General features: G+C 50.9%; 13 protein-coding genes and 1 pseudogene. 6 read left to right on the forward strand and 8 right to left on the reverse strand.

All coding sequences use genetic code 11. The features are described from left to right. Window positions 1-6: 6 nt before the first annotated feature. The 3 genes and pseudogenes from EL645_RS37245 to EL645_RS37255 form a co-directional block, all read right to left on the reverse strand. A complete protein-coding gene (locus tag EL645_RS37245; RefSeq protein ID WP_126557430.1) occupies window positions 7-1143 on the reverse strand; it encodes an epoxide hydrolase family protein in 1137 nt (378 codons plus the stop codon). Window positions 1144-1521: 378 nt separating this feature from the next. Beyond that, window positions 1522-2093: pseudogene (locus EL645_RS46135) on the reverse strand (Uma2 family endonuclease). A 265-nt stretch (window positions 2094-2358) separates the two neighbouring features. Beyond that, window positions 2359-2772 (reverse strand): hypothetical protein, encoded by a 414-nt coding sequence (locus tag EL645_RS37255; RefSeq protein ID WP_126557432.1) that lies wholly within the window; start codon window positions 2770-2772, stop codon window positions 2359-2361. A gap of 674 nt (window positions 2773-3446) precedes the next feature. On the opposite strand from EL645_RS37255, the gene EL645_RS41995 reads away from it, so the two are divergent. Continuing rightward, window positions 3447-4241, forward strand: a complete 795-nt coding sequence (locus tag EL645_RS41995; RefSeq protein ID WP_218032257.1) for a CPCC family cysteine-rich protein — start codon at window positions 3447-3449, stop codon at window positions 4239-4241. Between the two features lie 670 nt (window positions 4242-4911). Here EL645_RS41995 and EL645_RS37265 read toward each other — a convergent pair. Next, the gene (locus EL645_RS37265; RefSeq protein ID WP_161978008.1) at window positions 4912-6192 is read right to left on the reverse strand and encodes an outer membrane protein assembly factor BamB family protein; all 1281 of its coding nucleotides are present in this window, start codon (window positions 6190-6192) and stop codon (window positions 4912-4914) included. 188 nt (window positions 6193-6380) lie between these two features. Here EL645_RS37265 and EL645_RS39860 point away from each other — a divergent pair, with 188 nt between their 5' ends. Beyond that, window positions 6381-6569 carry a hypothetical protein gene (locus EL645_RS39860; RefSeq protein ID WP_161978009.1) on the forward strand — a complete coding sequence of 63 codons (189 nt, stop codon included), beginning with the start codon at window positions 6381-6383 and terminating at the stop codon, window positions 6567-6569. A gap of 89 nt (window positions 6570-6658) precedes the next feature. Here EL645_RS39860 and EL645_RS37270 read toward each other — a convergent pair whose 3' ends face one another. Both EL645_RS37270 and EL645_RS37275 read right to left on the reverse strand, forming a co-directional pair. After that, entirely contained in the window at window positions 6659-7033 is a 375-nt protein-coding gene (locus EL645_RS37270) for a GyrI-like domain-containing protein (protein ID WP_161978010.1), read from the reverse strand. A 17-nt stretch (window positions 7034-7050) separates the two neighbouring features. After that, the gene (locus EL645_RS37275) at window positions 7051-7551 is read right to left on the reverse strand and encodes a helix-turn-helix domain-containing protein (protein ID WP_161978011.1); all 501 of its coding nucleotides are present in this window, start codon (window positions 7549-7551) and stop codon (window positions 7051-7053) included. 200 nt (window positions 7552-7751) lie between these two features. Here EL645_RS37275 and EL645_RS37280 point away from each other — a divergent pair, with 200 nt between their 5' ends. Together EL645_RS37280 and EL645_RS37285 are read left to right on the forward strand one after the other, a co-directional pair. After that, on the forward strand, window positions 7752-8087 hold the full coding sequence (locus EL645_RS37280; protein WP_126557436.1) for a hypothetical protein: 336 nt from the start codon (window positions 7752-7754) through the stop codon (window positions 8085-8087). Between the two features lie 479 nt (window positions 8088-8566). Then, a complete protein-coding gene (locus tag EL645_RS37285) occupies window positions 8567-9361 on the forward strand; it encodes an SDR family oxidoreductase (protein ID WP_126557437.1) in 795 nt (264 codons plus the stop codon). 41 nt (window positions 9362-9402) lie between these two features. Here the strand turns inward: EL645_RS37285 and EL645_RS37290 are convergent, their stop codons facing one another. Both EL645_RS37290 and EL645_RS37295 read right to left on the reverse strand, forming a co-directional pair. Further along, on the reverse strand, window positions 9403-9936 hold the full coding sequence (locus tag EL645_RS37290; RefSeq protein ID WP_126557438.1) for a DUF6939 family protein: 534 nt from the start codon (window positions 9934-9936) through the stop codon (window positions 9403-9405). Window positions 9937-9974: 38 nt separating this feature from the next. After that, complete coding sequence (locus EL645_RS37295; RefSeq protein ID WP_307720610.1) at window positions 9975-10400, reverse strand: tetratricopeptide repeat protein; 426 nt, start codon at window positions 10398-10400, stop codon at window positions 9975-9977. A gap of 520 nt (window positions 10401-10920) precedes the next feature. Between EL645_RS37295 and EL645_RS37300 the strand changes: the two genes are divergently transcribed. Then, window positions 10921-12162, forward strand: a complete 1242-nt coding sequence (locus EL645_RS37300) for an MFS transporter (RefSeq protein ID WP_161978012.1) — start codon at window positions 10921-10923, stop codon at window positions 12160-12162. A gap of 130 nt (window positions 12163-12292) precedes the next feature. Further along, window positions 12293-12673, forward strand: coding sequence for a VOC family protein (locus EL645_RS37305; protein ID WP_126557440.1), 381 nt, complete (start codon window positions 12293-12295; stop codon window positions 12671-12673). Window positions 12674-12743: the final 70 nt, after the last annotated feature.

The following is a 12743-nucleotide window of genomic DNA, read 5'->3' on the forward strand; positions in this document are numbered from 1 at the left end:
ACACCTTCAGGGTCGAAGATGTTTGAAGAAGGCGCGAATCTCATGGACCAGGGCCGTAGGCTGTTCCAGGGCCGCGAAGTGTCCGCCCGCGCTCATGGTGGTCCAGCGTTGTATGTTATACTGGCGCCCGGCCAGTTCCTGGGGTGGGGTCGAAATCTCCCTCGGGAATAGGGCGACGCCGGTTGGTACATCAACTTTATAGGGTGCTAAATTACTATGGGTGGTCTCATAATAGAGCCGCATCGATGAGCCGATGGTCTGGGTGACCCAATAGATCATGATGTTGGTGAGCAGCTCATCGCGTGTAAAGACCTGTTCGAGCTCGTTGTGGCAATCGCTCCAGGCTCGGAATTTATCGATGATCCAGGCGGCCAGCCCGACCGGCGACTCGTTCAAGGCATAGGCCAGCGTCTGTGGCCGCGTGCCCTGGATATGGCTATAGCCAGCGCCCTCGGACTGAAAGCGCCGCAACTGCTCGCGCCAGTATTGTTCTTCCTCGGAAGGTTCCCCCTCCGTGGGCTCCAGATTGAGCGGTACCATATTCACATGCACCCCGATCAGGTGGTCGGGATATTCCTGTCCCAGGCGCAGGGTAATGCCGCTACCCCAGTCGCCGCCCTGGGCCCCAAAGCGATCATAGCCCAGCTCTTCGGTCATCAGGCGCTTAAATAGTTCAGCGATCCGCGGCACGTTCATGCCCGGCGTGCGTGGTCGGCCCGAGAAACCATAGCCTGGCAACGACGGCACCACGACATCAAAGGCCTCCAATGGATCGGCGCCGTAGTAGCCAGGATCGGTCAAGGGACCGATGACCTTATACATCTCAAAGAAAGAGCCCGGCCAGCCGTGCGAGAGCAGCAGCGGTAGCGGATTGGGACCCTTGCCCTTCACATGGATAAAATGAATCTCCTGTCCATCCACCTCAGCTATAAATTGCGGAAAAGAGTTCAGTAATTGTTCCTGGGCACGCCAATCAAAGTCAGTGCGCCAATAGTCTACCAGCTGCTGCAGGTACGCCAGGTTCGTCCCATAATCCCAGCCGCTATCTTCAATCTCGTCCGGCCAACGTGCCAGCGCCAGGCGCTGCTGCAAATCTGTAAGGACCGATTCTTCTACATCTATAGTGAAAGACCGTACTGCCATATATTATACTCTACCTTATACTCTACTATTGATATTTCTCCCTTCATCATGCCACAAAATAAGCCAATTCAGCAAATATTATATTATCCAAATGATTGGGCTTTTTTAACTTCCTCCAGAGATCGCAGGGAGGGAGATCACGAGTCAGCGGTAAGATGTGTAGAGTGTGTGGTGGGCGGTCGCAGCCTCTCCCTCCTGCAAACAGGGAGATCACGAGCAAGTGATCAGACATACCTTATTTCATGTGTAGAGTGTGTGGTGGGCGGCCGCCCACCACACACTCTACACTCCCAACCCGGCGCCGCAGGCGCCAAAGAGAAACATAAAAAAGCCCTGATCCAAATGATTGGGTTTGCTGAGAGAAACAAAGATATAAGTTTAATCTTCAGTTTCCAGATAGACCTTAAAATAAACCTCACTAACCGGAAGTGATATTTCTAAGCTCTCAAGCTGAATGGTGTCCTGGCGATCCTCATACTGAGAAACTTCCCACTTATAGGTGCCGACGCGGTGATGATGTTCAATTGAGCAGGAACGAGAATCAATCAAAAGAATTTCTAGAATAGTTGGATAATGCTTGTAGGCTCTTAGCTTCTCGGTGGTGTCTATGCGCTCTGTGGTGGGGACAGCACTTCTACGACGACTGTTGGCGCTTCCAGGGCCTCCTTACGTGTCCAATCGGCGGGATCGCAGGATACAGAAGCATCCGGGCAATAATATTTACTTTCTGACAGCCGCACCAGGGCATCAGAATTGTAGACGTGACATTCACTCTCGCGTAAAGCACTGCGTAACAAGCTAACTATATTTGCCCCGATCTCAGAATGAGCCAGGGAGCCGCCTGTCATCAAACGAATATCGCCATCGATATACTCATACTTTCGATCAGGAAACGTCTCGCGCATGCGCCAGTACTCAGCTACAGTATATTTACGCTGTGGATCATACATATATTGTCCCCTTTCCCTTCCCTGATACGGTGGAAATCCCTTCTACCCATGCAAAATACACCATACACTATCAGCTAACGACATGCAACAAGCAGGCGCGCCTAAAAAGTTAGCTCAACCTGTTATTATGCCAGGGCAAAGATCTATCCTTATCTTATACATATTGAAATGATGTGGTCACTTAACCAACTGCATCATTTCAATATGTATAAATGAATGTGGACTGGCTCTGGAAGAGCCGTATCCAGGCTAGCTGGTTTGTGATCTATCGCCGCGCGGAAGATTTTTCCAGCTCGTGTTGATATAGATCGAGCAAAGCAAGCGCGAGTGACTCAGCGAGCCTGGTCCAGAGAGAGGGATCTCCGACGTCGTTGGTCATGTCCGTGACCAGCAGGCTGCTGGCAGCATCGATCACTTCTCGAATGAGTTGCTCCTTCGAGAAGGCGTAGACTCGGTGGCTCTTCTCCTGACCAGAAGGCGCATCGACCACTGACCAGACATGTTTATCCTCTTTAATTCCCAGGTATCGGATATGGTAATTATGGTAATCCAGGCCGCCACAGGCAGGCTGAATATGCAGGTTGTAATGACAGGCAGGCTGGCGCGAGTCATACTCGCGCAGCCCCAACTGTGCCTGCTGTTGGATCAGCAGCTCCCGGCTGGTCCACAAGCTCCTCATCTGTCGATCTCTTTGAGCGGAACGTTTTTTCCGCCATCTGGATCTTCGGTGCATAGCTCTCGCTCCATTTCGTTGTACCCATGTGGGTAAAGGAAGGAGCGCACTCAACAAGGCAGGAGGGTAGAGCATGAGGGAGAGCAGACCTGAAGTGGTCCCCTATATGGAGAAAAGGCAGAAGAGACGGAATGGAAGAAGATTACCTGGCTGCATCCCTGGCTGCTTGTCCGTGCCATCAATTGAGAGCGCATGAATCAAGGGCAGAAGCGCATATTCTGTGGGTTGATACTGCTACGCGTGAGCGCGCAGCCCGCATGAACACTGGACTGTCACGTGACAGCCTTCTTCTTTGCCCTGGCATCAAGCTCTAAACTGAGGGACTTACCGATTCACAGCAACCATGAGACGGCCTTTCCTGAATGATAGAATTTGAACGATAGTCTTGAGGAAAATATCATAACATATTAGAAAAGAGCCAACAAGTTTCTGGCAGGGCTTGCATGTAGTAGTATTGGCACAAACGCTACTCCTCAGGTGATTAATTCTGCTGACGAAGTAGTAAAAAGAACGAATAGATTGCTACGAGACTATATTGAAGAGTATAATAGCGGAAAATCTTCTACTGTATACAAAGAATCTAATGCACAGGTAGATTGTTTGAGAAGAGGGAACTTTTCATGACAATAGCGGCTACGAGCACGTTCTCTGAGGAAGACCATCAACTTAGCGCGGCCAATCAGCTGGGCACGCCTCTAAGTGTCTATATAAAGCCTGGATCTAAGCGCGATCTTCTTATAACTATCTTGACCGAGGTTATTACAGGCATAATTTTGCTGTCCTCACTACTTAATGATATCTCTCGTATTTATCATATTCCCCTTTTATGGAAAGTTCTCTATTCCCTGTTTTTCACATGTCTTTTTGGCTATCTTATAATGCGACAAGAGCAGGAAAGGCGTGTAATTATTTGTGAACATGGCCTGCTTGAGATTATAAGAATGATCGGGCGCAAGAGCATAAAAGTTGTACTTTGGCAAGATGTGGTAGAAGTTTCAGCAGCAGGAACTTTGCTTACCTATCGAGCTGACGGGAGAAAAAAGTTTGCCTCATTCATGCTTGACGACAAATACCAATATCGTGGTGAGTTAATCGCGTCGATCGCAGAACATAAGCAGCAGTTCGGTCATGCGGGAATCCTAAGGGAGCTGACCTTTCCCAAACCCGAGGATGGAGGGAAATATCGCTGCCCTTGTTGCGGCTTTAGAACCTTGAATGAGCGCGGCGAATACGAGATTTGTGTGGTTTGTTACTGGCAAGACGATGGACAGAGGGATGTGGATGCCAACATAAACCGTTCTTTGAGCCCGAACCATATGAGTCTTGCGTTGGCCAGAGAAAATTATCATAAGTTTGGAGCGATACACAAAAACGCCCTGGCATCTGTGCGCCCACCCTTGCCAGAAGAGCTGTAGTTGCCTCTCGACGACCAATACCATTCGCTGAAACAGCAACAAGAACACAAATTGCCTGTGCGCGTAGCCTGTCCTCGATACATTTCATTTAAGAATCAAGCAATGCATCGGAAGCAACAATAATAACGATCTGTACGTGCGGGGCTTGCCCCGCTTTTAACCTTCCATTTCGAAAAAGCAACAATAACGACGATTTGCAACTATTTAATTGGAAGTGTGGCATTATTATTATTAATTTTTCGCGCGGGAACGGATTAAGCGGGGGCAAGCCCGCACGTACAGATCGTTGTTATTGTTGCTTTAGCGGGTTTGTTCAGGGGAGAGATAAGGGTTGTTGAGGATTCCCAGCAGGTTGTGGGTTTCGGTCGGGTGGTCGATGAAATGCATGCCGTTGCGCCTGATCGCCACCCAGAAAGGGCTCCCCGGCGCCTTTCTGCTCTGGGTCTGCGTGAATCTGGCCTGGAGGATTTATGAGAGCGTTACCTTGCACTCTACCTGCCGCTTTCCATGCTGTTCTTCTATTAGGTATCTCTGATCTGCTGAATGGCTGCTATCTGGGCCAACTCTAGATGCGGGAAAATAACAATGGCGCGTCTTAACATATTATTTTTACCCTTTCACTTGTTTATTGTTATATTCCATTATATAGAAAAATTTGAGTCACGAGCCATTATGCGACCGTCAGGGGCTCCAACTGATAGGGATAGTTGCTATGCCAGTATTCGGTGCCGTTGCTGGCGTTGAGGGCATAAAGAATACTCCGCCCCTGTCCATCAATGCTGGCGAGATAGACCACTCCGCTTACCACGACAGGTGGCACGAAATAGACACTCGGGCTACTCCCCAGGCTCTCATGCCAGAGTACTTTGCCATTCATGCTGTTGAGAGCATAAGTGCCATCGGCATTGATATAGAGCACATTTCCTGGGCTGACACTCATTCCTGTTCCTTGACCGGCCAATTGCTTGACCCAGAGCACGCTACCTGTTTGCTTATTCAGAGCGTAAAGATTCTGGGCACCGATATAAATGTTCCCATTCTGTACGACCGCGCCTTGATAGAAGTGCAGGTGATAGTTCCTGAGTACCTTGCCTGAGTTGGCGTCCAGGGCATAAAAACTACCAGCATCCGGGCTACCGATTGAACCGAGCGTGCCGACGAAGATCCGTTGGTCAGAGACAACGAGTGGACCGCTGATAGGTTCACTCTCATCAGGTGCAGAGCGCCAAAGGATTTTGCCATTCCTGGCATCAATGGCATAGATGTGATTCTGAGTATTAGCGTAGATGGTATTGTCTACCAGAGCCTGAAGTGAGAGTGTCCCATCTGCATCCTGGTTGATGGCAACGCGCCAAAGCGCTTTCCCATCCTGCGCGCGCAACGCGTAGCTGCCGCTGTATACAATATTGTCCTTCACGAGGGGAGCTGCATAATCTGCAAAGGGTATATTAACAACTCCACAATCGCCAGGCGCGCTCCAGAGCAGCGAACCACTTTTCCTATTAAAGGCTACTGTATAGTCTCCATCCTGACTAATACAAATATAGACAGCATCGTTTATCACTTTTGGCGTGCCGAATGTGGGAAATGGATGTTGCGGACAATGCGCCCCTGGTGGGCATTCAAATTGTCTGGTTGATTTCACTTGTTGACACCAGCGCACTGTACCATTGCTGGCATTCATAGCGTAGAGATGGGTGTAGGTCGAGACATAGAGGGTTTGTTGTGCCCTGCCTGGTGCGTTCCTGGTCACAACGGGCGCTGATGGCCGGTCCTGACAGCTACTGATGGCCACATTGTTTCCTGGAAGTGTAGAATGAAGAGAAGTTCCTGTGGGAGTGGATCTGGTCGAGATCCATGCATTTACGAACGAATCACAACCGATAAGCAAACTGCATAGCGTGAAAAGAGCGGCGAACAGGCAGAGTTTCTGCCAACGGTATTTTAACATGGAGTCCCCTTTATCTGCAAAATATGTCTTCATTAGATAGAGATGCTTTTCTATGCATAAATGTTCATTTTCTGCTAGAAGTACTGATTGCCCCATAGGCTCATCAGGCCCGCTGGTCAAAACCACGCTAACTGCGTTTTGGATGGGAAGATAGTACCCTGAATTACAATAGCAAAGGATGCTGGAGTATGGATTATTTAGCTGTGCAAAGGGCACCGGATGCGGTGACTGTGCAGTTGGAGGATCGCCGGGTGTCGTTGCTGGAGCATGGTGAGGGGCGCTGGCGGCAGCCTGTGGCATCGTCCGGGCTGCGTTTCCTGGGGGGATCATTGGGAGCGCGGCTATGGGGCCCTGGAGTGGTGCGGTCTGGTGCCTGATTAAAAGAGAGGATGAGTGCGTGGAGCCGATGAGCCCCACGCACTCAGCTATACGAGAACCGTACTGCTAGTCTATGGTTAAGTGTAGATCAGGCTTTTTTGACGATTGGGATATAGATCTCGACATTATCAATTTGTTGCTCATTACCATCATAAAGCTCATAATCGACCTTTCCCTCGGCGAACTCATAGCCGGAGTCAGGGAACCAGGTACCATGAATATACTTCCACGTCCCCTGGATTGCATTAGAGAACTCGGGCCCTGCCGTCGACTCAGCGGTTGGCACCGTGAACACAGCATACGTCGCCTCAGGTATCTCGCCACGGAACATCTCTGCCGGGACGCCATCGTAATCATGGACCTCAACGGCAATCACATAAGAGAAGTTGCCAGTTATAGGGTCTGGTGGTAGACATGCCCCGATTTCATTGTGACGGACAACATGGAGCTGTTTGTGCAGCATATCAAACTTCTCGGGCGTCATCTGGCCCAGAATGCCGGGATATCCCTGAGATTTTGTCCCTCGTTACAGGTTGTTTTGAGCTCGTAGCCTGCGATTTTGGCGGCCGGTTTTACCACGATCTTTGGTTCCACGACAATCGATCCTTTCAAATTGTGTTGCATCAAAAGTAGCAAATCTACTTTTTTGGGCGTTTGTCCTGAGACATAGATACGGTATTGTTCGGGAGAACAGCCATACGTCTTGCGGAAAGCCTTGGCGAAGCCATTGTGGGTATCAAAGCCATAGTCCAGCGCGATATCGATGATCCGTTTGCCACAGGCAAGTTGGGCGGCCGCGTGCGCCAGGCGCCGGCGCCTGATATAGTCCACAACGGGTATGCCAACATAAGCGTTAAACACACGATAGTAGTGATAGGGCGAGAAACCCGCGATCCTGGCCAGCTCATCAACCCTGATCTCTCCTTGCAGGTTCTCTTCAATATAATCAATACTATGCTGGATACACTTGAGGTAATCCATGGCGTTCCTCCTCTTAACCGATGTCAGCATTATAGCAAGCGAAATTGTGTTCTACTGTTCCATTCTTGCGCTTTTCGTGGCTGTGCGAAAAAGTTTGTGGCAACCGCTAATCTGTGCCATACAACCTTGTATTCTTTTGAACGTATCTCAAAGAAGAAGGTTGAATCCTGTAAAAAGTTTACGTGAGAGGAATAATTGCTATGATGCCGCAGCAAGAAGCTAACGAGCCATCAAAGGCGCAAGCAGGCGCAGACTATGGAAAATATGAGGGCGAGACGGCCTACTCATACCAACAATTCGAGCCTCCCTACCAGCAACCCCTGCGTGAGGAGTCAGCCAGCAAGCTGTATCCACCGGCACCCGACAACACGAATCTGTTCCGCCTCATCGCGTTTGGCATGACACTGGTGGCTCTAATCGTGTGTGCCATGATCTGCTTGCTGATGGTTGGTGGCACCGGCGGCTGGATCAGCTTCTGCGCCGCTTGTTTGACCATCTTTATTGTGGGCACGGTGGTCATCGATAAAATCAAATAATAGGTACGGGGGCTTGTCCCCGCTTCTAACCTTCCATTTCGAAAAGGCAACAATAAAAAAGATCTGTACGTGCGGGGCTTGCCCCGCTTCTAACCTTCCATTTCGAAAAAGCAACAATAATAACGATCTGTACGTGCGGGGCTTGCCCCCGCTTCTAACCTTCCATTTCGAAAAAGCAACAATAATAACGATCTGTACGTTCGGGGCTTGCCCCCGCTTCTAACCTTCCATTTCGAAAAAGCAACAATAATAACGATTTGCAACTATTTAATTGGATGCGTGGCATTATTATTTCGTCTTTTTCGAGCAGGAGCGGAATAAGCGGGGCAAGCCCGCACGTACAGATCTTTTTTATTGCTGCTTTTGCTTGTTTGCATTATTTCTTGATCGAGAAATATTAGCCCTTGCGGTTATTTTTTAGGCCATCCTATAATGAATTAAATCAATGCTGTCAATGGATGAAGATATCGGAGAATGTTATGGATTTAGGTTTACAGGGCAAGGTCGCGCTGGTCATGGCGGCCAGTAAGGGGATTGGTCGCGCCTGTGCGCTGGCGTTGGCGGCCGAGGGAGCCTCGATTACGATCGGTTCGCGTAACCAGGAGACGTTGGAGGAAGCGGCCAGCGAGATCCGGAGTCATAACGGGGCGAATGTTCTGGTGGTGCCCACTGATGTGACGCGCGAAGCGGATCTGGCCGCGATTGTGAATGCCACCATTCGTGAATATGGTCGGCTGGATATCGTGGTCAATAATGCTGGTGGGCCACCGATCGGCTCGTTCGCGCAATTTGATGATGCCCAGTGGCAGGCCGCCTTTGAACTGACCCTCCTGAGCACCGTACGCCTGATCCGCCTGACCCTGCCCTATCTGCGGGAGAGTGGTAGTGGGCGTATCATCAACATCGTCAGCACCTCGGTCAAACAACCGATAGATGACCTGCTGCTCTCCAATGCCATTCGGCCCGGCGTGATCGGGCTGGCGAAATCGCTCTCTATCGAACTGGCTCCTGACAACATTACCATCAACAATGTCTGTCCCGGCCGCATTCTAACCGATCGCCTGCGCAAAGGTCCCGGCATGCAGCAGAAGCGCGAGCAAGGCATCAGCGAGCAAGAGGCGCTCAAAGACCTGGCCAAGGGCATTCCTATGGGCCGCCTGGGTCAACCCGAAGAACTGGCCAGCCTGGTAGCCTACCTCTCATCGCGCCAGGCAGGCTACATCACCGGCACCACCATCCAGGTCGATGGCGGCCTCGTCCGCTCATTATACTAAAACACTAGCTGCTAAAACACTATAAAGAATGAAGCAGCACATTATGTTAAATGGTGAATGATGAGGCCGGCGTGCGAGAGAGGTTTGCTGGGATCGTTGAGGTCGGTGTTCGTCTCATAGTCGAGCAGGACAACTGTCCCGTTTTGTGAGAGGCGGCGCAGCTCGGCCAGTTGTTCCTGCAAACAGTGCTCGATCACCCATTGATAAGAGGGCAGATAGATTTGCTGGCGCGCCTCTAGATACGGCAGCAGCTCCTTGCCGTTGACGCCCGCGCGGTGTCCGAGTACGCGACCATAGGTGCGTACGGTACGCTTGAGCTGTCGCATGCTGGTATTGGTAAACTTGCCTGTATCTATATCAGCCCGCTCAAACACCTTGAGTCCCTGCCAGATCCCCTCTACGCTGGCGCTGCTCCAGCCGGGCGAGAACGGAACCGGAATGCCACCGTGCGGATAAAACGGGCTGAAGCGAATCCATGGCTCGACCCCCTGGGATGTCACATCAATGATCCTGGCCCCTGGATAGCGCTGCTGTATCGTTGCCGGGGACGTACGATGATTTTGAACTACCAACATATACTATTAATCTTTCTGAATAAGTATAAATAGCACTATTATTGCCAGACCTCATCGAGGTTCTGTGAATAGTATGAAAGGCCGCGCTTGAAGTACAGCAGTTTCTCGTCGGTGGTGGTCTCCAGCAGATTGGTTAAAGCTATCTCCATCGCCTCCCTGTATTGTTTCGCATTATAGAGGGTCATCGCGAGAAAGATCTGCAGCGCCCGATTGTCAGGGAACTCTCTGACGCCCCGACGTAAGGTTTCCTCGGCTTTCGCATACTCTCCCAGGCCACGATATGTGCTTCCCAGGCCAAGCAAGCACCTTTCGAGGTCTGGCCCGGCGAGCCCTTGTTCAATGGCCTGCAAATAGAGCGGGATCGCCCCATCCTCAAGTCCTAGATTGTCATGCGCCACTCCCCTTTGAAAGCTGATCTCGGCATCGTTGGGGAAGGCTGCGCCCAGTTCCGTGAGCAGTGCCAGGGCCTGCTTTAGAGTGGTTTGATCTTGTTTGGCGCGCCCTCTTCACGTAATTGAATCGCTTCTACTAAACGATCTCTATTCATAATGTGTTGTATAATCCTCTCTGTGTTCGGCTAATTTTCATTTTAATATAGGATGTATTTTACCGTCAATGTATGAAGTGTCTAACCCTGGGTTATGTAATATTTCTCTTTGGCGCCTGCGGCGTCGGGTTGGGGGTGTGGAGTGTGTAGAGTGGGCGACTGCGGCCGCCCACTCCACACACTCCACACCTGAAAGATGTCCATTCGCTGGACGAACATGAAATAGCCTTGTATCTAACCGAACATTGATTTTTCTAAATTTCTCTAATTTTTTCTATAAACATTTGATTGCCATTTTTGTGCCGGGTGAGAAGAAGAGATAGAGAGAAGATATTTGCGAAATGCAAGCTATATGCGCGAGCATGAAAGGAATGACGAATTCTATGCAGACAATGTGCCCGGATCCTGAATCCGCCACCATAAAAGAGAGTACTGCGATGCAGGCAGAGCCTACTATAACAGGTTCCGCCAGGCCAGCGCGCTCAATCACCGTTGCGCTGACGTTCCTTATCGGTTGCGTCACCTTGTTAATGACTGGATTTGCTATTATCATGCCCGTCTTCCCACAGCGCCTGCAAGCTCTGGGGCTGGGTGCAGAGACCCTGGCCTTGATGGAAGGTGCCTTTGGGCTGGGCATGTTCCTTTTCAGTACTCCCATGGGAACCTGGGCTGGTCGCATCGGGCGCAAGCCGATCCTCTTTATTTCCCTGGCCGGTTTTATCGTTACCAACCTGCTCCTTACGTTCGTGAATATCCCCTTGCTGTTCATACTGATTCGCTTTGTTGAGGGTACGTTGATTGCTGGCTTGATGCCTGCCTCGATGGCTATGATCGGCGATACGATTCCGCAGGCCAGGCAGGGGCGTTGGATTGGTTATCTCACGACGGCGCAGGCCACCGGGATCGCGCTGGGACCTGGTATTGGTGGCTTCCTCTATCAAGCCCTGGGTTTTACCGGCCCCTTCTATCTCTCTGCTGGTATCGCCTTGCTGGCCTCTCTGCTGGCTATGTTTCTGGTGCCCGAAACCTTGCCAGCGCACGTGCGGCTAGAGGCGCGGACGCAAAGAGCCCGCCCGGGATCAACGAGCACAAAGACCAATGAAGTGCGCCTGGGTGGTTTGATCTGGCTCTTCGCGCCGTTCCTGCTGATCGATTTCGGCTTGATCTTCACCTATCCCTTTGTCTTCCCACAATATCCCTTCTTTTTTGAGAAAGTGCTGCGCTATAGTGCACCACAATATGGCTTGATTATCAGTGTCTTTGGCCTGGCCCTGGCGGTCTCGCCGCTCTTCCTGGGGCGCCTGTCGGAGCGGTGGCCGAAGAAGCCGCTCATCGTGCTTGGCAGCGTGCTCTTCGGTGCCCTCAATATGTTTATGTTCGCGGCTCCCCTCTATCCATTGTTGTTGGTGGGCGCGGCACTGGCAGGACTGGGCAATGCCCTCGCCGGGCCAGCCCTGGGCGGCATCTATCTGGGTGCCACAACCGAGAAAAATCGTGGCCAGGTCATGGGGATACGCGGCTCGGCCATCTCGGCGGCGGTCATGCTTGGTCCATTGGCACAGGCCCTGGTTGGACACTGGATCACCCCACAGACAACCTTTGCGATTGGCGTGGTCTTCTCTTTAATCATGGCTGTCGTTGCTTTTCTGCTGTTGAAAACTCCTCAACAAGCAGAATAAGCGTGCCTGGCTCATTATTTAAGAGCAAGCTGGAAGAAGTTTCTTTTTTAATTCTGTGTTATGATTGCCACAATTAAGTTGTTCGCAATCTTATTGTGCTATATATTTAGCCCAAAAAAAGGAAAAGCAGATGGATATGAAGCTTGAGGTTGTGCCTATGCCGGTCTCAGATGTTGATCGTGCCAGAGACTTCTATGCCGAGAAGATCGGGTTTAACGTAGACCACGATATCCAGCCGGGTAACGGGATGCGAATCGTCCAACTTACGCCTCCTGGCTCAAGTTGCTCGATCGTTATCGGCACCGGGATGGGCGAAATCTCAGCCATGCAACCGGGAAGCGTCAAGGGCCTGCATCTGGTGGTTGCGGACATCGTTCAGGCCCGTGCGGAGCTCGCCGGCCGGGGTGTTGAGGTGGGCGAGATCGACGATCTCGGGGGCGTGAAGTATGTTCGCTTCAGTGATCCCGATGGCAACGTATGGTTATTACAAGAGATATCAGCTGGTCTGTAACGAAGTTATATAAGGCAGCAGGAACAATGATACGCTCGGGTGAAAAATCGAGCTTATGTGTGTATCATTG

Origin of the sequence: Dictyobacter kobayashii (assembly GCF_003967555.1) — a bacterium.
Classification (GTDB): domain Bacteria; phylum Chloroflexota; class Ktedonobacteria; order Ktedonobacterales; family Ktedonobacteraceae; genus Dictyobacter; species Dictyobacter kobayashii.